Origin of the sequence: Bacillus sp. FSL L8-0152, assembly GCF_038006365.1 — a bacterium.
In the GTDB taxonomy this organism is placed as follows: domain Bacteria; phylum Bacillota; class Bacilli; order Bacillales; family Bacillaceae_G; genus Bacillus_A; species Bacillus_A cereus.
Genome location: NZ_JBBOVB010000001.1, coordinates 2,224,813 through 2,247,138 on the forward strand (window position 1 = coordinate 2,224,813; position 22,326 = coordinate 2,247,138).

Sequence of the window (22,326 nt, forward strand, 5' to 3'; positions counted from 1 at the left end):
TTAAAGGTTTACTTTATTTGCAAACGAAAAGGAATCTTTATGTTTAACAAATTTTTTATGATCTGGAACGTTTTGAATTGCTACAATTTGCGAATCTCTTGCTTTCAGTGCATCTTGAATCCCGATGGTCATAAGCTTAATAAATAGAATCGTAATAAAGAATGAAGCGAGAGTATAAAAAATAATCCACCATGAAAGATTCATTTCATTACGATTTAATCCAATAAGACCTGCCCAATCATTAGATAGAGAAACAGGTTTGAGCACTCCGTCATAGAGTTCACGCATTTGTATGCCGCCAATTACAATGTTAAGCAACGCTAAATGGATAACGAGTATGAGTGTTTGGACGATATGTTCCATAAATAATACAAATAAGCGGTCAAGTAATAAGACTCGTAAGTGTTTTTTAATAATATGAAAACGACTAGCCCCCAGTAATTGTGAACTTAAGATGTAATCTTGTTTCATAAATTCATCAACCTCTGAGGATATGTATAAAGAAAGTGTAGGCAGAGCGACGAAAATAAGTACGAGTACTTGATAAAACGTAAATGAAATATTTGGATCTACCCCATCAGCATTTGATGTGATTATAATATTAACGGGCGTGATGAGTATGAATGCGATAAATAGAGTTGGAATATAATAAAAAACTTCTGAGCATGACTGGAAAAATCTCTTGAGTTTTGGAGCATATAAACTTAAGAGGATTCCTATACATGTTCCGCATAAAATTCGAAAGAAGCTAATTGCTACGGCTAATAAAATAGTGAATTTTGCTCCTTCTACAATTTGTAAGAAAACAGACTCTCCAAAACGATCAGATCCAAAAGGTGGAATTAACGATGGCGGAAAGGGGGCCTTTCCAAGTAATTCGTTATTGTCATTGTAAAGTAACTGAGGAGGTTTTGGGATGTTATCTTTAAAGAACCAACTATAAATAAAACTAGCTGAAATAAGTATGAATAGATAAATAAAGCCGATTAAAAAGCGTTTTGATTTCCAAATAGATTTCATAATGATACTCCTTTCAATTGCTTTTTCCATCTATTCATCATGAATGAGACTATTTGGAAAATGGCATAAAACGGTAAAATAATCATAACAAGTATGATAAATGCAGCGGGAGGTGAAACAAACGCCTTATTAAATAGAAATTGAATAATGCCTTCCATATTAAAAACAAATTCTAAAATGAATAAATTAGAAAGTAAGAAAACAAAAATCGTTTTTAAATGGTGAAAGAAGTGGATAGATATATTTTTGAATAAATGAATGCAGAGTATATAACTTGATGAAAGGCCTTTTCCATATGCAACCTCTACGTAATGTTTTCCTTCTTCTTCTTTTATGTATAACACCATCATCCGAAACATTTGTAATGTAGGTAAGACAGCTAATGATAAAATAGGGAGTAAATAAGCTCGATTTTCATTAAAAGAAATAATAGTGACAGGAGATTCCCCGAATTTTTGAAGTACCCATATGAAGAATATTTGCAAACAAATCATCATCATCATATCAGGGACAGCTTCTAATATGAACACAATTCGGTTTATCCATTTTTTTATATAATCTTTCGCTAAAAAATAAAAAAATGCCATGCTAGATGATAGAAAGAGAGCAAGAAAAAAGGCTAAAAATAATATAGTAAATGAATATAGGTAAGGTTCTAAAACAGTTGGAAATAATGGTGTTTTTTTGAAATGGCCAAACTTCGGGTCTGATCCTATAATCACTAATGATTCAGGGGAGAAGACCTGTTTTAACATGGTAACGATCTGATTAAAAAAATAAATTGGTTGAAAGGTAAACCCTTGTTGAGTGATAAATAAATAAGGTAAATTTAATAATAGTAAGAGTGATAAAAGAATTGATGAAAGCTTAATTGTGAATTGAGATATTTTATTTAACATTAAATCCCTCCGACATCTTTTTACAACATTATACAATAAATTCTATATTATTGTTTTATTTTTCTAAAAAATAAAAATACTATTAAATTTTATAGTATGTAAGATATATTTACAAGATAAAAAAGTGATAGCAGGGGGGCCGCGCTCTATGTTTATCAAGATAAAAGGACTAGTGAATCTAAAACAATAAACAAGAGCAAAATGCACAGAATTCTCATTCTGCGGGTAGTTACTTTTCTTGGCTTGATGGTTATGTAACGTGATCCCTAAAAATGAATATTGCTTTTCAACGCTTTTTCATGCAAATGAGTAGAACGTATGGAGGACTATGTATGTGTTGTTAATGAGAGGAAAGAGTGTATTGCGTAAAGAAGATAACGTAATTTTACCGCACGGAAAAGCTAAATTTAGTATATAAGTGAAATGGAATGAGGGGATTTACTTTTTGTTGTGAAAAAAATTTTCTTTTTATAACTTGATAAATGAAAAAATATTTTATATACTAATTCATGTAAACGGTTTACTAAATCGTATTTTGCTAGAAATGAAGGGAAGATTCGCATGGAAACAAGGGGGAGAGTAATCGGGATTGATATCGGTACCACAAGTACAAAAACGGTTGTGTTCACAGAAAAAGGAAAAGTCATTGCATCACATGCAATCGATTACCCAATTATTCAACCGAATGTAGGATGGGCTGAGCAAGATCCTGATGTAATATGTGCCGCTGTATACAAAAGTGTAAGCGTTGCCATTGAAAAAGGTAATGTATTACCAGAAGATATTTCTTCAATCGGTATTAGTACAGCTATGCACGCATTAATTGCAGTAGATGAAAATGGTGCGCCATTAACGCGTTCTATCATTTGGGCAGATAATCGAAGTACGAAGCAATCAGAAAAATTATTACAACAAATGAATGGGCATGAAATTTATAGACGTACAGGTACACCGATTCATCCGATGTCACCACTTTCTAAATTGTTATGGATGAAAGAAGAGGAACCAGAGTTATATACAAGTGCCTATAAATTCATTTCCATTAAAGAGTATGTGATTTACCAATTATTTTCACGCTACGTAGTTGATTATTCGATTGCTTCTGCTACAGGGTTATTTAAATTAGAAACATTAAACTGGGATGAAGATGTTTTGACTATGTTACATATGTCACCAGAACAATTATCAACCCCTGTACCCACTACATATATTTTATCAGGTATGAAGCCAGAATTAGCACAGAAGATGGGGATAAGTGCAGAAACACCAATTGTCATCGGAGCAAGTGATGGGGTTCTTGCAAATGTAGGAGTTGGTGCGATATCACCGGGTGCGGCTGCAATTACGATTGGAACGAGTGGTGCGGTTCGAACAATCTCATCAAATATAAATACAGATGAGAAAGGGAGAACGTTTTGTTACGCATTAACAGATGAGCACTGGGTAATCGGTGGTCCAACGAATAACGGCGGAATATTACTGAGATGGTTACGTGATGAATTTGGTAGTCCAGAGCAAGAAGTAGCAAGAAAGCTCGGCATTGATCCTTATGATTTATTAATTAAATATGCAGAAAGCGTACCAGCTGGAGCGGATGGGCTATTGTTCTTACCTTTCTTATCTGGAGAACGCGCACCTTACTGGAATGCAAACGCTCGTGGTACATTCTTTGGAATCAATCTTCAACATAAGCGAGAACATTTTATACGTGCAGTGATGGAAGGTGTTTGTATGAGTGTATATTCAGTAGCACTCGCAATCAGGGATTGTACAGGGCCACTTACTGAAATACGAGTTTCAGGAGGGTTTGCAAAATCTGCATTTTGGAGACAAATGTTGTCCGATATGATGGGAAAAGAATTGCTTGTACCTGAAAGTCATGAAGCATCTGCGCTTGGGGCAGCGGCAGTTGCTTTATATGCTGTAGGAAAAATTGATTCTCTTGAAGAGGTAAAGGATTGGATTGATATTGTCCATCATCATGTACCGAATAAAGAAAATACGGCTATATATTTAGAAATGTTTTATATGTATGAACGACTTTACAATCGCTTGAAAGAAGAATTTGATTGTATAGCTGCTTTCCAACGTAAACAATAGGGGGATTGGGAGAAATGGTAGTTGGGATCGTACTAGCGGCAGTTGTCATACTACTTTTACTTATTACGGTAGTAAAATGGCATCCATTTGTCGCATTAATTTTAACAGCAATTGGTGTAGGTTTAGCAATGGGAATGCCTTTAATTGGAACTTCACCAAAAGATCCAGGGATTATTGATTCTATTAAACTAGGGCTTGGTAATACGTTAGGCTTTTTAGCGATAGTTTTAGCACTAGGAACGATGCTTGGAAAAATGATGGCCGAATCTGGCGGTGCTGAACGTATCGCTAACACATTAATTAATCGTTTTGGGAAGAAACGAGTTCACTGGGCGATGATGTTCGTTGCATTTTTAGTAGGGATTCCGGTATTTTTCCAAGTTGGATTCGTCCTATTAATTCCGTTAGTATTTACAATTGCGTTAGAAACTGGGGTATCACTTATTACAATCGGTATTCCGCTAGTAGCAGGACTGTCAGTCGTACACGGACTTGTCCCACCGCATCCAGCGGCAATGGCGGCAGTGGGTATTTTTAAAGCAGATGTAGGGAAGACAATTTTATATGCGTTAATTGTCGGACTTCCAACTGCAATTATTTCAGGTCCACTTTACGGGAAATGGATTGGTGCTCGTATACATAAGGAAGTACCATTAGATATAGCGGAGCAATTTATTGAAAGAGATAAGAAGAAAGAACTTCCTAGCTTCGGAAATACATTGTTTACTATTTTACTTCCAGTATTTCTTATGCTTGGTGCATCCATTGCTGAAGTAGCGTTACATAAAACGAGTCAACTTGCACAAGTGTTACACTTTATTGGAGATCCAATAGTCGCTTTATTAATTGCAACGATTTATTCTTTCTTTAGCCTTGGTTATGCAAAAGGATTTTCTAAAGATAAAGTATTACAATTTACAAATGATTGCCTTGGGCCAATTGCAAACATACTGTTAGTAATTGGTGCTGGTGGTGCATTTAATAAGGTATTATTAGATTCTGGAATTGGTACTACAATTGCTGAAATGGCGAAAGAATCACATATTTCACCAATATTACTTGGATGGGGAATTGCTGCACTTATCCGAGTTGCGACAGGATCGGCAACTGTTTCTATGATGACAGCAGCTGGTATTGTTGCGCCGATTGCAGCAAGTACACCAGGTGTAAATGTTGAATTATTAGCACTTGCAACAGGTGCAGGGTCATTAATTTTATCACACGTGAATGATTCAGGATTTTGGATGATTAAAGAGTATTTCGGAATGACTGTGAAAGAAACGTTATTAACATGGACTGCAATGGAGACTATATTATCTGTAGTAGCACTTGGGCTAATTTCGATATTAAATATATTTGTATAGAATAGGAGATTGATTAATATGAAACTAGGATTAATTGGATTAGGAAAAATGGGATTCCCATTAGCTGAACACTTACATGAAGACAAGCATGAAGTAGTTGTATACGATGTAAATAAAGAGCTTGTAGAAAAGGCAGGAAAACTAGGAATTACTGCACGTCATACATTAAAAGAAATGATCGCTGAATTAGAAGCTCCTCGTACGATCTGGGTAATGGTGCCTGCAGGAGAAGTTGTAGAGTCAGTATTAAAAGATGTGTATCCGTTATTAGATGAAGGTGATATCGTTATTGAAGGTGGAAATTCATTCTATAAAGATACGTTACGCCGTGCTGAAGAAGCAAAAAGCTTCGGATTACATTATGTAGATATCGGTACATCTGGCGGTGTAGAAGGAGCTAGATACGGTGCTTGTTTAATGGTTGGTGGAGAAAAAGAAATTTACGACCAATTAGAACCTTTATTTAAAGATTTAGCAGTAGAAAATGGCTATTCTTATGCTGGCCGCGTTGGTAGTGGTCATTTCTTAAAAATGGTTCATAACGGTATTGAATACGGCATGATGCAAGCAATTGCTGAAGGATTTGAAGTACTAGATAAGAGTGACTTTGATTTCAATTATGAAGATGTTGCAAAAGTATGGGCGAACGGATCAGTAATCCGCGGTTGGTTAATGGACTTAACTGAAAAAGCATTTGCAGATGATCCTAAACTTGATGGCATTAAAGGTGTAATGAACTCTTCAGGAGAAGGGAAATGGACTGTTGAAACTGCGCTTGAGTTACAAGCAGCGGCACCAGTAATCGCGATGTCATTATTTATGCGCTATCGTTCTCAGGAAGATGATACATTCCATGGAAAAGTAGTTTCAGCACTACGTAATCAGTTCGGTGGACATGAAGTTGTAAAAAAATAAGGATGTTTTTGAAAAGAAACTTGTGCATAAGCGCAAGTTTCTTTTTTATAGTTTAAGAAATTACTAATTTAAAAATACCAATCAATCATCGTTTTTTTGTCACAAATGACAGCTTCAACATTCATTGATTGAACAATATATTCTATATTTTCTTCTTTAGCTAATAATAAGGTTGTAAAGGAATCGTATATACTCATTGTCTTCTCCAGTAATAATTAACTCATTATTGCTAATGTCCCAAATATCTAATGGAGTAGTATTATTTACCTGTAATAATCCGTTTGTATCAAGAATTGGTTCAGAGAAATATAGATTTTTTGCACCTTTAGAACCGAGGAGTTTAAGTAATTTGTGTAATAAAAATATAGACGTATAATCTTCTGTTGGATAATAAAGATCTTTTTTTAAGTTTGAATGTAGCTTTTCAGCTAAATCCTCTCTTTTATATTCTTCTGAAAAGGCACTAATGGAAGTCAACATGGCCATTGCTAGGTCTGCGTATGAATGTAATCCACTACAAGACATCATTTCCTTCCAAGAAACGGATTTCCCATTGTGAATGATTTCTTCAGCGCTAGGATAGATGTGCTCATATGGTCTTTTTCTCACAGACTTTTCCCATCCTAAAGGCATTTGGACAAATGGATGTAGCAATATAGCTGCAGATTTAAAATTACTTGGTAGTTGTTCTAAAATTGGTGATTTGTCATTTAGCCAAATGTAATCCAACAAAATATAACCTCCTCTTATACTTTGAAATGTACGGATTCCCGTATTATGTTTTTTTGTATTGATTGTATCAAATATAAAGCGAAGCATGAAATATGTCCCAACATAAAAGTAAGAATAAATAAAATGAAGTTTTCATAAATAGTAAAAGGGTGCTTATGTCATCAGTATAGCTAAAAAATGTTGTTACATATGAGAAGAGCGTGTTAATAAAATATGAGGTGGTTAAATGGGAAATGAGCAAGTGAAGTCTGTAAAGGAAGAAAAAAAGTTATGTCTTTGTATGATTGTCAAAAATGAGTCTAGAATTATGGAAAGATGTTTAAATGCAACAAAATCAATTGTAGATTATGTTTCTATTTGTGATACTGGATCGACGGATAATACGCCTGAAATTATAGAAAATTGGTGTAAGGAAAATGAGATACCTGGGACAGTTCATCATGAGCCGTTTAAAAACTTTGGTTATAACAGAAGCTTAGCAGTTTCATTAGCGCAAAAAACATATCCAGAAGCGGATTATTTATTAATATTAGATGCGGATATGATTTTAGAGGTTGATCCGAATTTCGATAAAACGAGCTTAACGGAAGATCATTATCTTACATTGCAATATGATGTTCATATTAAATATTGGCTTACACGTCTATTAAAAGCTTCTTTACCATGGAAATCTGTCGGTGTTACTCATGAGTATTGGGATATAGATCGCTCAAAAGTTGGAGCGAATTACAATACGAGGGTAGATCGGTTAGAGACTCTTGTCGTGAATGATCCCGGAGATGGCGGGAGTAAAGCTGATAAATTTGAAAGAGATGAGAGGTTGTTGTTACAAGGAATAAACGACCCAGAAACAACGCCAGATTTGCATATAAGATATTTATTTTATTTAGCCCAAACTTATTTTCATTTAAGTCAATTTGAAGATTCGATTAAATGGTATAAAAAACGAGTGGAAGCAGGGGGGTGGGTTGAAGAGGTATTCTATTCGTTATTGCGAATAGGATTTTGTTATGAGCAGTTAGCAAATCGTTCAGCAAATAAACAAAATGAAGTGACAGATGCTGATGAAAAAGAAACTGTTAAAGGGCAAGAAGAGCAATATTTAGCATTAGCTGTTTTTTATTTTCAAAAAGCGTGGGAATATAGACCAACTCGGGCTGAACCATTATACCAACTTGCAAGGTTGTATCGATTACGATCTCAAAACAATATTGCTTTGATGTATGCTCTGCAAGGGAAGGAAATTCCTTTTCCAAAGGATGATCTTTTATTTGTAGATTATCATGTGTATGATTACTTATTTGACTATGAAATTTCTATTAGTGCTTTCTATATACCTCATAAAAAACATTTAGGGGCCGTGTCGCAAAAGTATTTGGAATCGATTAAAGAAGAGATTCCATTTCATATAGCAAATGTAGTAGAGAATAATGCGAAATTTTATTAAATACATTTTCGGTTAAAGGAGTAGTGGAGTAATCATGGAATTAATGCGATGGGCGATTGAACTAGGAGAATCGGTGCATGGAAATACGTATGAAGAATTGATGCCACTACTAGACTATTATTATGACCGTGATCATTTAAAAGCGTATTGTATCGCAAATCTTCTTTTAAACATGGATGTATTAGATGAACATCGTGAAAGAATCGAATTAAGAAGATGCATCGCTGCTTATTATGCTGGATTATATAAAGTAGCAAGAAAACATGCAAATGAGTTAGTGCTTAAACATCCGGATGTAGATTTATATAAAAATAATTTAAAATTAATGGAAGCTTATTTGAATAAAGAATATGATTATTGTCTTTTTATATGCCCAAAGACATACGGTAGTTTCATAGATGTTGCGCGAGCTTTAAAGTGGCGGTTGGAGCAGGAGGGAAATACAGTAATTATATCAGAAACAATACTGGAAAATGTAAAGAATACAGTTGTTTTTGGAGCACATACATACGCATATAACCCGAATCTTCTTCCGAAAGATGCAATTATTTATAATTTAGAACAGCTATACGAAGGAAGTCCATATGCACACCCCCTTTATTTAATATTATTAAAAGATAGAGTGATTTGGGATTATAGTAAACAAAATATAGAATGGCTAAAACAAAAAGGGGTAGGAAAAGAAATAAAACATGTAAAAATGAACTATGCTCCAACTTTGGAAATAAAAAAAGATGCATTTGAAGATGACATTACTGAAGATATTGATATTCTGTTTATAGGTGCTCTTAATCCGAGGCGGCAAGCTATTTTTGATCATCTAAAAGCGATTGCCCCAAATTTAAATATAGTTTTTAAAAATAATGCGTGGGGAATTGTTAGAAATGAATTGATTGCTAGAGCTAAAATTATATTAAATATTCATTTTTACTTATCAGGAATTCTTGAAACACCTCGCGTGTCTTATGCAGTCGCAAATAAGAAATTTATTATTTCTGAAAATAGTAATCCAGAAGATGAGGTAGAGTGGCCGGGAATTGTATTTACTCCGTACGAAAAAATAATTGAAAACGTAATGAAATATATAGAATTACCAGAAGAACGGAAAAAATTAGCGGGAAAAGCATATAATCATTTTGAAGCAAATGAAAGTTTAGGTACATTGAGTCTGAGAGATGAAACGAAGTAATTGTGCGAAACTCATACGAAAGTATGAGTTCTTTTTTGTTTATCATACTATTTTATGAAACAAGTTAACTCTTTATATTGTGTTTTGTATAGAAATTTCTGATAATATATAAGTAGAACTTGAAAACAAAGGGGAGAAATAATCATGAAACTAGTCGTTATTAACGGTACACCAAGAAAATTTGGTAGAACTCGCGTGGTGGCAAAATATATTGCGGATCAATTTGAAGGGGAATTATATGATTTAGCAATTGAGGAGTTACCTTTATACAATGGAGAAGAGTCACAACGTGATTTAGAGGCAGTAAAAAAATTGAAAACGTTAGTGAAAGCTGCGGATGGGGTTGTATTATGTACACCAGAATATCATAATGCGATGAGCGGTGCGCTGAAAAACTCTTTAGATTACTTAAGTAGTAGTGAATTTATTCATAAACCAGTTGCGTTGTTAGCGGTTGCTGGTGGAGGTAAAGGTGGAATAAATGCATTAAACAGCATGCGAACGGTCGCTAGAGGTGTTTATGCAAATGCCATTCCAAAACAAGTTGTGCTTGATGGATTACATGTGCAAGATGGTGAACTTGGGGAAGATGCCAAACCATTAATTCATGATGTAGTTAAAGAATTAAAAGCATATATGAGCGTATATAAAGAGGTGAAAAAGCAACTAGGAGTGGAGTGATATGTCCTCACTTTATCATGATTCTCGCTTGTATTACATTCTAGGGGCCAATAGTCTATCTGCTATTGGTTCCGGAATTGTTATGATAACGATTCCGTGGCTGTTAATTAAAGAGAGTGGAGGAGAGACAACATTTGGTTATGTTTCTATCATTGCAACCCTCATTATGTTTTTATTAACACCATTCATTGGGCAAAGTATTGATCGTTTTTCAAGAAAATCTTTATTGCTATGTAACGAAGGAATCGGAATTGCCGTAATTGGAATAATGGTTATATGGGGATTCGCGGGGCAACCTTATCATTCTATTCACTATATTCTTATTTATATAGCCGGATCATTCTACTATTTATTATTTTATCCTACAATATTTGCGTTCAACCAAGAGATATTTCAAGCGGAACATTATAAAAGTTTAAGTGGAACGATGGAAATACAAGGACAGTTAACACAAGTTATTTCTGGAGCGGCCGCGAGCTTCTTAATTGAAATTGTATCTTTGAAGTGGATTTTGTTAGTAGACATGTTAACTTTTGCTGGAGCATTTTTTCTTTTCTTATGTATACCGTACGTAAAGAAAAAAGAAGTGAAAAGAAAAATAACATTTAAGAAGCAATTGTTTGAAGGAATTCACTTTATGAAAAAACGTCCTAAGCTCTTTTGGTTCTTACTGGCCACTTATATGCCGTTTATAGGTGTTATGATGGCAAATTATTTAATACCAGTTTATATTTCGGATATACTTAAAGCCAATGCCTCTGTATACGCAATAGAGGGGATGATGTACGGTGTTGGAGCGGTTGTTGCAGGAATCTGTATTCCACTCATAATGAAATATGTAAAAACAGAAGTTTCAATCGTTATAACGATGTTTATTTATGTAATTTCAATTACCGCAATGATTATTGAACCTTCCGTAATTTTCTTATATGGACTTGCAATTTTTCATGCAGTTGGAAATGCGGGTACAAGAGTGGCGAGAAATGTATTGATGATGGAGGAAATTCCAAATGAAGTAATGGGACGTGTAGACAGCTTATTTCGCCTAATTGGTACTGGAATACGAATTTTATTATTAATGTTGTTTACAGCGGGTGTATCTAAAGTCGGAGTCATGCTGCCGTTTTACGTATTAAGCTGCATATTGATTTTCTCATTAGGAATCGCTATTTATTATGTACTATCACAACGTAAAGTAGCGGCGCATGTTTCTAATAAATCAATCGTTTGAAAAAACACTTCTGCCTCCCTTTCTTTTTCTATATAATAACAAGAAAGGGAGTGAATACTTATTTATGAACAAATGGATCTTTCTTATGATTTTATTATTACCGCCACTATACATCATTTATATGACGTTTCGAATGAACAAAGTTGCTCGTGAAAAGTTGAGCTATCACTCTCCGTACGTTCTTATACTGGGTGCAAAGTTATTTGGAGATAGACCGTCTTTATCTCTTCAAAATCGTTTGGATGTAGCGTTGGAGTATTTATTTTCCCATCCTGAAGCGAAAGTAATTGTTTCAGGTGGTCAAGGAGAAGATGAAGATATACCGGAAGCTCATAGCATGAGAAATTATTTAATGGTACACGGTATAGATGAGAGTCGTATTTTAATAGAAGATCAATCTACAAATACGTATGAAAACTTAAAATTTAGTATGGATTTATATAATGTGAAACATGCGGTAGTTGTAAGTAATACATATCATTTATATCGAACGAAAATAATTGCAAAGCGTTTAGGTATGAAGATGGAGGCGCTAGCTGCTGAAACACCAATTCGTTCTAAGAGAAAAATGTATGTTCGCGAATATGCTGCTATTATGAAAACAATATTGTTCGACCGTTAGAGCTCAAATGCGAGCTCTTTTTTAATTTAAAAGCGTATCATTTGAAATGAATGCCATATTCCATCAAAATAAAGGAAACAACAGTAAAGGAGTTGTGTTTGTGATTCAATTTAATCATGTGTCAAAATCGTATGAAGATGGCACGAAAGCAGTGGATTCATTGCATTTAGAAATTAAAAAGGGAGAATTTTTCGTTCTCATCGGTCCGAGTGGTTGCGGGAAAACAACGACAATGAAGATGATTAATCGTTTAATCGAAACGACTGAAGGATCGATTTTAATCGATGGAAAAGATATTCAACAATATAATATAAACGAATTACGTTGGGATATAGGATATGTGTTGCAACAGATTGCATTGTTTCCTCATATGACAATCGCTGAAAATATTGCAGTTGTTCCTGAAATGAGGCAATGGAGCAAAAAGGAAATAAAAGCACGCGTCGATGACTTGTTACATATGGTTGGATTAGATCCGGATATATATCGAGATCGTATGCCTGATGAATTGTCAGGAGGACAAAAACAACGTGTCGGTGTCGTGCGAGCATTAGCCGCAAACCCGAAAATCGTTCTTATGGATGAACCATTTAGTGCGTTAGATCCATTAAGTAGGGAACAGCTTCAGAAGGATATTGTACAGTTGCAAAAAAAGATTCAAAAAACAATCGTGTTCGTAACACATGATATGCAAGAAGCATTATCACTTGGAGATCGCATTTGTATTATGAAAGATGGAAAAGTTGTTCAACTAGATACACCAGAAGGAATTATACATAATCCGAAAAATGAATTTGTAGAGGAGTTCATTGGAAATCGTGGACGAACTTGGTATGAGGAGAAAAGTGTAGCAGATGTATTGCCGCTTGATCAAAGTGTGCAATTAGAAGGGCAGGCACTATCATTACATTCTTCTTTACAAGAAGCGTTAGTTCGTGTGCGTGATGAGGAGATCGTTCCAGTTGAAGAAAACGGTCAATATATTGGAGCGTTAACAAGTCGTCATATCGTCAATTACATTGTTGAACAAATGAAGGAAAGAGGCTAAACAGTGACTAATTTTATACAAACGTTCCAAGAACGAAAAATAGAATTACTAACTGCATTAAGTGAGCATTTACAAATATCGCTTATTTCATTATCTTTTGCAGTAATTATAGCGGTGCCACTTGGCATTTTATTAACAAGAAAAGAACGAATGGCTGAATTTATAATAGGAACTTCTGCAGTAATGCAGACAGTGCCGTCACTTGCATTACTCGGACTATTAATTCCGTTAGTAGGAATCGGAAAACTTCCAGCGATTATTGCATTAGTTGTGTATGCACTATTACCTATTTTACGAAATACATATACAGGAATAAGGGAATTAGATGAATCACTAATAGAAGCCGCGAGAGCTATGGGGATGAATAGTTGGAGAAGGCTGTGGAAGGTAGAGCTTCCTCTTGCATTGCCTATCATTATGGCCGGTATTCGTACAGCGATGGTATTAATTGTTGGAACGGCTACATTAGCAGCTCTCATTGGTGCTGGTGGGCTCGGTAAGCTTATATTATTAGGCATAGATCGAAATGATCATGCACTTATCATTTTAGGGGCCGTACCAGCCGCGTTACTCGCTTTATTCTTTGATATAGTACTTCGCATACTTGAACGACCGAAACGCTCTTCTAAGCGTGTTATATTGACGATATGTATAGTTGTAGTAATGATTGCTTCTCCATTTCTTTGGAGTACAGAAAAGAAAGATATTGTTATTGCGGGCAAACTTGGATCAGAACCTGAAATTTTAATTCAAATGTATAAGCAGCTTATTGAACAAGATACCGATTTAAACGTACAATTAAAACCAGGTCTTGGAAAAACAGCATTTGTATTTGAAGCGTTGAAATCCGGGGAAGTAGATATATACCCAGAATTTTCAGGAACAGCTTTATCTACTTTCGTGAAAGAAGAACCAAAGAGCACAAATCGTGATGAAGTATATGATCAGGCTCGCATTGGAATGGAAAAGAAATATAATATGGTTATGTTGAAGCCAATGGAGTATAACAATACATATGCACTAGCCATGCCGAAAAAAATAGCAGATCAAAAGAATATAAATACAATTTCTGATTTAGGGAATGTTGCGCAGGAAGCCAAAGTAGGGTTTACATTGGAATTTGCTGATCGTGAAGATGGTTATAAAGGAATGCAAAAATTATATAACTATAAGTTCTCGAATGTTAAAACGATGGAGCCGAAGCTGCGTTATAGCGCAATTCAATCTGGAGATGTTAACGTAATTGATGCATATTCAACAGATAGTGAATTGGAGCAATACGGACTGAAAGTGCTAAAAGATGATAAAGGGTTATTCCCACCTTATCAAGGAGCACCATTATTAAGAAAAGAAACGTTACAGAAATATCCTGAACTTGAAAAGGTATTAAATAAATTATCTGGAAAGATTACAGATGGAGAAATGCGAAAAATGAATTATGAAGTTAACGTAAATGGTAAAAGTAGTGAAGAAGTCGCAAAACAATTTTTAGAAAAAGAGAATTTACTTCGTTAAATTTACAAGAAATATACAAATTTATATGTTTGAAATGACCGTTCATTACAAAATGAGCGGTTTTTTTGTGCATACTTATACATTTTTTCAAAAAAGTATTCCATTTTTGTTCATTTTCTTTTAGAATAAGTAATGTTTTCCTGAAAAAATATAAGAGAAACGTCTATTAGAGAAAAAGGTGACTTTAATAGTTGAACGAACATAACACCTAGAATGACAGATGGGGTGGTACAAATAGAAAAGAAGTTAGGGTTTTTTCCGTTAATCGCATTAGTAGTTGGAACAATGGTTGGTGGCGGTGTTTTTAGTTTACCGCATGATTTAGCAGTAGGAGCAAACAGTGGTGCAATAATAATTGGCTGGTGTATTACAGCGATGGGAATGATTCCACTTGCGCTCGTATATCAAACGTTAGCAAGACAAAAACCGGAACTTGAAGGTGGAATTTATAGTTATGCACGTGCTGGTTTCGGTGAATATATTGGATTTAATAGTGCTTGGGGATATTGGCTAGCAGGAATCTTAGGTAATGTCGCAACAATTATGTTACTGTTTAGTACATTAGGTTATTTCTTTCCAATTTTCAAAGGAGGAAATAATGTTGCATCTATCGTTGGGGCATCACTTTTATTATGGACACTTCATTTTCTAATTTTATTTGGAATCCGTGAAGCTTCTATTATGAATGTGATCGCAACAATAGGGAAATTAGTTCCAATCGTTTTATTTATTGTTGTAATGGTAACAGCCTTTCGCTGGGACACATTTACACATGATTTTTGGGGAGAAGGAACCTTCTCACTTTCCGCTATACTTGGTCAAGTGAAAAATACAATGCTTGTAACACTTTGGGTTTTCATTGGAGTTGAAGGAGCGGTTGTATTATCCGGAAGAGCGAAGAATAGCCGAGATGTTGGTAAGGCAACAGTAATGGGACTTATTTTAGTAATGTCCATATATATTTTAATTTCTGTTCTGTCAATGGGAGCGATGACAAGAAGCGAACTTTCTGTGCTAGAAACTCCGTCAATGGGACATGTATTAGAGCATGTTGTTGGTCCATGGGGGGCAGTTGCGATTAACATTGGGTTAGTTGCTTCACTTGTCGGTACATTAATTGGCTGGTTTTTACTTGTTTCTGAAATTTCTCATGTAGCCGGAAAAGATGGCGTATTTCCGAAAGTCTTTACGAAAACAAATAAAAAGCAAACACCGCACATGGCATTATGGATTTCAAATGGTGTTGCCCAAATTATATTTATCATCGTTCTGTTTTCAGAATCAACATATCAAATTATGTATTTCATTGCATCAACATCAATTTTATTACCATATTTATTATCAGCGTTATTCCAATTTAAATTAGTCATTACAAACGAGCTAAAAGACGCTAAATTAAAAAATGGAGCGTTAGCTTTAATTGCTTCTATTTACTCTGTATGGCTTCTTTATGCAGCTGGTTTAAAGAATTTACTACTCGTTTCAATTGTGTATGGAATTGGAATTATTGTTTACACGTTTGCAAGAAAAGAACAAGGGAACCGTTGCTTTGCAGGTGCAGAGAAATATGTGATGTGGGCAATTATTATTGCGGCTATCACATCACTGTATATGTTATTAACTGGAAATATAAAAATGTAAAAAGTCCTTTTCATTTAAAGGGCTTTTTTCTTTGTTTAGAGAATATTTACTACATAAGATATTCAGGAGGGATGAGAATGGAAGAAAAAGAACAGTTGTCTAGAATAATTGATTTAGCTAGTGAGTTAAGGAAAGTATTAGTGCAAGAATCTTTTTTTAATCATCATCCTGAGCTGAGAGGAGTCATTGAGAATTTAGCAAGTTCTGTTGAAAATTTGGCGGAATTGCAAAAAAGTAAAGATGAAAATGCTGAAGATCGATTACGTTACGTACTTGCTAAAATGAAAATTGCTCATAATGCAATTTTACAAGAGAAAAAAGCATTTCCTTCTCATTAATATACGTTTTAATTTTGAACCTGGCGGATAACGTCAGGTTTTTTATTTCTAGTTTTTCGTTTCTTTCATACACTAAGAATAGTATGAAAAAAGAAGGTGACTAAGGTGAAATTACATAAAGCTCTTCAGCCAAGTTTTATAAAACGAATGTACTATATGAGATTTTTAGGGAAATTTACAAAAGCTGAAAAAGAGAAGAGTGGAGAGAATTTCTTTGTACAATGCTTATCGCCAATACCATTCACTTTACAGGAACAATTTGCAAATGAACCATATGTATTTGAAGGATTATGTAGTAATAAAAAGAATGAAAAAATCTTTTTGGAATTAAAGAAGAGGAAATTAGAAAAGCAATTAGTGATGTTTCGTCTTTATTATGAAAGAGGAAATGTATACGTGGAGTTAATATGTACAGAAGAACCGAAAGAAATAGCAAGCAGCTATAAAATGATTCCGGCACCTAAAGTTACAAATAATAAAAAAAGAGAATCTTTAGAACGAAAACTTAGCAACGGTTATTTATCATTTCTTATGCCTAAATTTCCGAAGGACTTTGAGCCTCCCGAATTATTGTGGCACGATGGAAGACTGTATGGAAACATATCCTTAAAGTCATCAATTAGCTCAATCGCATATTTTGAACAGAAACGTGAATGTAAATATATAAACTGCAGTGACTGGACGAAGTATGTAGAAATAGCGGTAGAAGATCAATTATATTTTGTAAGTGATCATGTGTATGAGCAATTAAAAAAACGAATGCATGAAGAAGGTAAGCTAGTTGAAGTAGAGGATATAAAAGTGCAAAAAGATGAATGGGAATGGGATGAGCGTGAATCGTCCTTTTTACAGTATGTACAAAGTATGGTGCATAATAAAGGGCTATATTTGGATGCAACGGATATTTATAATTTCCATATAAGTGTAAAAACAAATATGTTAACGATTCTTGGTGGTATACCGGGCGTTGGGAAATCACGTTTTGTGCAAACTTATGCAGAAGCATTAGGATTACAGTATGGGGAAGAATTGGTTTGGATTCCAATTTCACCATCGTATCAAGAACCACATGATTTACTTGGTTACCTTCATCCAAATGGTACTTTTATTGAAAGTGAAACGAAGTTAGTTAGGACGTTAATGAAGGCGAAAGAAAATCCCAATCAACTGTATATTATCGTTTTTGATGAAATGAACATGTCACATATTGAGCATTGGTTTACTCCATTTTTATCTGTTCTTCAACTTGAAACAAAAAATCGTATTTTAAACTTGTATGAGGGTGTTCAGGACATTGAGAATTCAATTCCATCAACAATTGAAATTGGAGAAAATATTATATTTGTAGGTACTGTGAATTTTGATGAAACAACGAAAGAGCTCTCCGATCGATTATTAGACCGAACGAACTTAATAACGTTACAAAAAATTCCGTTTTGTGAGATGGGCATGGAACTGGGGAAAGTCGTATTACACCCACCTTTGAAAGTAACAGCGGGAGAATTTCGGATAAATTGGATGAGAAATAAAGCGATGATTGAAGTGTTTTCTGAAGAAGAATTAGAGCTATTAGATAAGTTGCATGTCGTATTGTCATCACATGATGCGTCTAAGGGAATTTCTTTCCGATGTGCAAACGCAATTGCGACTTATTTGCAAAATATACCGTTCCAAAATAACCATACCTATATGATCAGTAGAGAAGAAGGGTTTGATTTACAAATAAAGCAGCGTGTATTGACGAAAATCAGAGGGACCGAAATGATGGTTGGTTCTTTACTTTCTGAAGAAGCAAAAAGGGGAGCGACCTTAGTACCTCTTTTGCAATCTGCACTTGCAAACAGAGTATCTACATTTGAACACTCTTTATCATATATACGAGAAAAACGTAGGGAACTGGAGCTGTATGGATATGCAAAATGAAGGGCGTTACGAAACAAAAATCGTTGATACGAATGAAACGCTCCCTTTTGTATTAAAGTTAATCATTGGAAATGAGGGAAAAGGAGATTATATTTTATTAAATCGTCTTTGTACATCTACTACAGCATTAGTTCAATGCATTTATAAAGTACAAGAATTAAAACCGATTAGATTGCAGTACAATTATGAAATCCCAATGAATATTACTTTTATATGGAATAAAGTATATGAGGGACAGAAAAATATAAAAGAGGCTCAATATGAAATAAATGAAAAAAAACAAAGAGTATTAATATATGAACATGGGAAAACAGAATTCTTTTATCCATGGCGCTGTGGTTTATACCATTTTGAAGTGCGTATAGAAGATACAACGTATTATGGTGCTTTTCAAATCGTACCGAAAAACTTTTTTGATGATCAATTTGAAATGATTCAAGACTATGTGAAGTCAATTTTAAATGAGTTGATTTTGGATAGAGGTTATTATAAAAAGACTTTCTCTGCACTTAGCGATATTGAGGATTCTTCTTATTTAGTGTTGCTTAGAAAGTTACCCCAAAAAATGAAGATGATAAAGCAAATCTTTAAGAAAATAGAATCAAGCTCAAAATTTATAAATGCATATAAATGGGAAGGAAAAGAGAGAAAGCCAACAAGAAAAGGAACCATAGTGGCAGAAAGAAAACCTTATGCAAAACATTATAATCGTAAGTTTATGGAACAAAAAAATAGTAAGGAAAATGCATTTCTTAAATATAAATCGATGCAATTTTATCATTATTTAATTGAAGCTAAAAGTTTTTTACGTCAAACAATTGAAATATTAGAAAGAGAAAAAAAGAAAAAATCAGAAGAGTTTCAAGCCGTAAAAACAATTATACAAACAATTGAGCGTAATGGATCAGTAACCGATAGAGAGAAGCAAAAATATAAAAATATACATTTACTAAAAGAAGCCGATTTACGAAAGAGCTCAATGAAAATACAAGAATATAAAATATTGGCGCACATTGTTCATGAAAATGTACAATACTTTCAAATGTTAATGCACTCCTCGTTTTGGAGGGAAGTTACTGAAATAAGTAACATGAACTTACATGATTTACCGATACCACATCAACAATTACTACATCATTTAGAAGTACTCCCGCAATATACGGATCAATCTCCATCGTTATTATTTGTTTATAAGCCAACGTTTTTAGTGTATGAATATTACGCTTTTTTTATCGTTATTTCAATTTTAGAGCAAATTGGTTTTGAGGCTAGAAATTCCATTCGTGAACAAATACAAGAACATTTTTATGTAGATGGATTACAAGATGGAACGACAGTAGTTTTACAACGAGATGATTTAAAGGTGCATGTCGCATTTAATGACTTAATTGAAACACATCCCCTTATTGCATTAAGTAAAGGGAGTAATTTTTACAATGGTGAGGATACGAAGAAGCCAGATATTCGCTTAGACTGTTATGTAAAAGAAGATGGGAAATACGTATATAAATCTTCTATTATTATTGAAGTGAAGTATAGTCCAATGTACAATATTTTTCAGCACGTCGGAAATACGAAAGCAACTGAGCAAATGTATAAGTATTGGTCTATAAAGTATGTAGAAGAACAGGATGGAAAGCGAGTCTATTATCGAAGGTCAATTTATGAAGTCATTTGTGTATATCCAGGAAGCCATATGCATAGTAAAAAAATTGAGTCTGGATGCGGTGTTTTCTTGCAGTTATATCCATATAAGACGAAACAAGGGGAAGAGAAATTAGCTGGAAAACATGGGATGGTACAAATTTTTGAAAAGTGGTTAAAAAGCATTGAGAAGTAAAAGAAATCCTTTTTCATAAAGGATTTTTTTAGATTAAGAAGAATTATATGCTGTATGGAAAGAAACATATTGTAAGTTAGATTTGAAAAGTGATACAAATGTGTTATTAAAAGGAATGTGAGCGCGGGATAAAAGTCGATTAAATTGGAATCTAATTCATTTTGCAGAATATAATAAGTAATAAATATTTTTAGTTGCATACGAAGATTTGTTCTTATATGATAGATAGTGAAAGCGTTATCAAAAACAGAGCGACGATGGGAAAGGCGGTTAAATATGTTCCAGCGTGTTCAAACAAAGGAAGAACATTTTGGGTTCGAGCAACTATGGGGAGATTTTTGTGAAGAAAGAAACTTAATGTTCGTAGAACGTAATTTAAATCCATCACGATTTTTATTAATAGAAGATGAACATCCTATTGGTACAGTAGAATGTATTAAGTATACGGTACCTGAACAATCAAATTCTGAGTTTTTCTATCCGTTTTCTAAAAATGATTTAGTAAAAGATTTGAAGAATGTGTATGAAATAGGCAAGTTAAGTATTTCGAAAACGTCTCGTGGGAGAGGACATTTCAAAAGGCTAACAGCTATTTTATTTATACATGCGTTAGAAACAAAAGCTGAATGGTACATTGCAGCAGTAACAAAAAGAATGTATATGTATTTACTTACACTCGGTTTTCCAATTGAACCGATAGATAATCCATTTCAGTTTCATGATACTTTACAAGGTGTACCAGTAAGAATTCATGCTCGAAAAGGGGTTACGCATTTGTATTCTTTAAAAGAATTTCGCGATGTGATTCAAGGGAATGCTCATGCACAGGCATTAATTGCAGAATACAGTAAAAATATTATGTTAACGAAATAAAACGAAGTGAATATGTATAATAAAGAGAATAATATTTTTATAAGATATAACTCTTCATAAAAAAAGACCCTTATTATTTTAATAAGGGTCTAAAAATTATAATCCAAATATACTAAAAATCATTTTGCGGCGCTTCGGTTTCTTTTCTCGTTCGTATGTTGGTTTTGAATCAGGAGTAATATAAATGGGTTCTTCTTTCGTTAGGGCAGCTTCTAACTTTTGAATTCGTTCTAACATTTCCTCCATTTCACGACGGTGTTGTAAAAGTTGGTACGTGACGACATCATTTGCCTTATCTTGCATTTGTTCTTCCATTCGATCGAGTCTTCTCGTAATAGTGTTTAATTGATCAGCTAATTGTTCAAAATCATTCGATGATATGTTTTGAACAATTGTATTGACTTGAGTTTTTAATTCTTCAACCTCATTTGAGGAAGTCTTTTGAGTAGGTTGAGGATTTTGAGACTGCTCTATTTGAAATAGATGGTGTTCTAACATTTGATCGACATCATCTTGTGTAAAAATAAAGTGGCCATATTTGTTTTTTTCTATCGTAAGATTTAATTGTTGCGCGATCCGGACAACAGCCTTTGGGCTAACACCTAATTTTTTTGCGATAAATGGTGTTTTATATTCCAAAATAATCCCTCCTATATATATCCTGTTAAATGATTTCGAGCTATGAAGTAAGTTCCCTTCTAGTGCGACAAAAGAAGTGTGGAATCGGCAAAGAAAGTGTTTTTTCACGAAATTGAGTTGAGAAGAATAGTTAGTTTAAATAAAAATGTTTTATCGTAACATTTAGAATAATTTGACGAGTGTAAATGAATTAGATTATCATAATGATAAATATCTTTTTTATGTATGCATATAATATATAAAAAGGTGGTTGCTAATGTAGAATTTTGTTAGAGTATTAGAATGCTTACTTCACTTGAATAAAATTAA

General features: G+C 34.0%; 18 protein-coding genes and 1 pseudogene. 15 read left to right on the plus strand and 4 right to left on the minus strand.

All coding sequences use genetic code 11. From position 1 onward, the window contains the following. Together MHH27_RS11330 and MHH27_RS11335 are read right to left on the minus strand one after the other, a co-directional pair. Positions 1 to 1,020, minus strand: coding sequence for an ABC transporter permease (locus MHH27_RS11330; protein WP_141549174.1), 1,020 nt, complete (start codon positions 1,018 to 1,020; stop codon positions 1 to 3). Continuing rightward, positions 1,017 to 1,919, minus strand: coding sequence for an ABC transporter permease subunit (locus MHH27_RS11335; protein ID WP_000932680.1), 903 nt, complete (start codon positions 1,917 to 1,919; stop codon positions 1,017 to 1,019). Before MHH27_RS11335 ends, MHH27_RS11330 begins: the two co-directional genes overlap by 4 nt. 561 nt (positions 1,920 to 2,480) lie before the next feature. Here MHH27_RS11335 and gntK point away from each other — a divergent pair. The 3 genes from gntK to gnd are packed head-to-tail and all read left to right on the plus strand — an operon-like array spanning position 2,481 to position 6,298. Beyond that, positions 2,481 to 4,019 (plus strand): gluconokinase, encoded by a 1,539-nt coding sequence (gene gntK, locus MHH27_RS11340; RefSeq protein ID WP_000449995.1) that lies wholly within the window; start codon positions 2,481 to 2,483, stop codon positions 4,017 to 4,019. A 14-nt stretch (positions 4,020 to 4,033) separates the two neighbouring features. Then, positions 4,034 to 5,383: a GntP family permease gene (locus tag MHH27_RS11345; RefSeq protein ID WP_000260205.1), complete on the plus strand. Its 1,350-nt coding sequence runs from the start codon at positions 4,034 to 4,036 to the stop codon at positions 5,381 to 5,383. Between the two features lie 18 nt (positions 5,384 to 5,401). Continuing rightward, the gene (gnd, locus tag MHH27_RS11350; protein WP_000765981.1) at positions 5,402 to 6,298 is read left to right on the plus strand and encodes a phosphogluconate dehydrogenase (NAD(+)-dependent, decarboxylating); all 897 of its coding nucleotides are present in this window, start codon (positions 5,402 to 5,404) and stop codon (positions 6,296 to 6,298) included. A 68-nt stretch (positions 6,299 to 6,366) separates the two neighbouring features. On the opposite strand, the pseudogene MHH27_RS11355 reads toward gnd, so the two are convergent. Further along, positions 6,367 to 7,117: pseudogene (locus MHH27_RS11355) on the minus strand (DUF2711 family protein). Positions 7,118 to 7,256: 139 nt separating this feature from the next. Here MHH27_RS11355 and MHH27_RS11360 point away from each other — a divergent pair. From MHH27_RS11360 to MHH27_RS11415, 12 genes are all read left to right on the plus strand, one after another. Beyond that, positions 7,257 to 8,477 (plus strand): glycosyltransferase, encoded by a 1,221-nt coding sequence (locus MHH27_RS11360; RefSeq protein ID WP_053564595.1) that lies wholly within the window; start codon positions 7,257 to 7,259, stop codon positions 8,475 to 8,477. Positions 8,478 to 8,511: 34 nt separating this feature from the next. Continuing rightward, positions 8,512 to 9,666, plus strand: a complete 1,155-nt coding sequence (locus tag MHH27_RS11365) for a hypothetical protein (RefSeq protein WP_000422334.1) — start codon at positions 8,512 to 8,514, stop codon at positions 9,664 to 9,666. Between the two features lie 144 nt (positions 9,667 to 9,810). Then, positions 9,811 to 10,347: an NADPH-dependent FMN reductase gene (locus MHH27_RS11370; RefSeq protein ID WP_000780355.1), complete on the plus strand. Its 537-nt coding sequence runs from the start codon at positions 9,811 to 9,813 to the stop codon at positions 10,345 to 10,347. Position 10,348: 1 nt separating this feature from the next. Beyond that, positions 10,349 to 11,578: an MFS transporter gene (locus MHH27_RS11375; RefSeq protein ID WP_000097160.1), complete on the plus strand. Its 1,230-nt coding sequence runs from the start codon at positions 10,349 to 10,351 to the stop codon at positions 11,576 to 11,578. A gap of 64 nt (positions 11,579 to 11,642) precedes the next feature. Further along, positions 11,643 to 12,200, plus strand: coding sequence for a YdcF family protein (locus tag MHH27_RS11380; RefSeq protein WP_001045718.1), 558 nt, complete (start codon positions 11,643 to 11,645; stop codon positions 12,198 to 12,200). A 100-nt stretch (positions 12,201 to 12,300) separates the two neighbouring features. Then, entirely contained in the window at positions 12,301 to 13,248 is a 948-nt protein-coding gene (locus MHH27_RS11385; protein ID WP_000614073.1) for an ABC transporter ATP-binding protein, read from the plus strand. Between the two features lie 3 nt (positions 13,249 to 13,251). Next, positions 13,252 to 14,763, plus strand: a complete 1,512-nt coding sequence (locus MHH27_RS11390; RefSeq protein WP_340942574.1) for an ABC transporter permease/substrate-binding protein — start codon at positions 13,252 to 13,254, stop codon at positions 14,761 to 14,763. A gap of 213 nt (positions 14,764 to 14,976) precedes the next feature. Next, positions 14,977 to 16,404, plus strand: a complete 1,428-nt coding sequence (locus MHH27_RS11395) for a basic amino acid/polyamine antiporter (RefSeq protein WP_000129441.1) — start codon at positions 14,977 to 14,979, stop codon at positions 16,402 to 16,404. Positions 16,405 to 16,481: 77 nt separating this feature from the next. Further along, positions 16,482 to 16,742, plus strand: a complete 261-nt coding sequence (locus tag MHH27_RS11400; RefSeq protein WP_000391447.1) for a hypothetical protein — start codon at positions 16,482 to 16,484, stop codon at positions 16,740 to 16,742. A 105-nt stretch (positions 16,743 to 16,847) separates the two neighbouring features. Continuing rightward, a complete protein-coding gene (locus MHH27_RS11405) occupies positions 16,848 to 18,665 on the plus strand; it encodes an AAA family ATPase (protein WP_142669934.1) in 1,818 nt (605 codons plus the stop codon). Beyond that, entirely contained in the window at positions 18,655 to 20,505 is a 1,851-nt protein-coding gene (locus tag MHH27_RS11410) for a hypothetical protein (RefSeq protein ID WP_071730211.1), read from the plus strand. Before MHH27_RS11405 ends, MHH27_RS11410 begins: the two co-directional genes overlap by 11 nt. A 276-nt stretch (positions 20,506 to 20,781) precedes the next feature. Then, positions 20,782 to 21,378 (plus strand): hypothetical protein, encoded by a 597-nt coding sequence (locus MHH27_RS11415; RefSeq protein WP_000487795.1) that lies wholly within the window; start codon positions 20,782 to 20,784, stop codon positions 21,376 to 21,378. A gap of 96 nt (positions 21,379 to 21,474) precedes the next feature. Here the strand turns inward: MHH27_RS11415 and racA are convergent, their stop codons facing one another. Beyond that, positions 21,475 to 22,017, minus strand: a complete 543-nt coding sequence (racA, locus tag MHH27_RS11420; protein ID WP_000456013.1) for a chromosome-anchoring protein RacA — start codon at positions 22,015 to 22,017, stop codon at positions 21,475 to 21,477. Positions 22,018 to 22,326 lie beyond the last annotated feature (309 nt).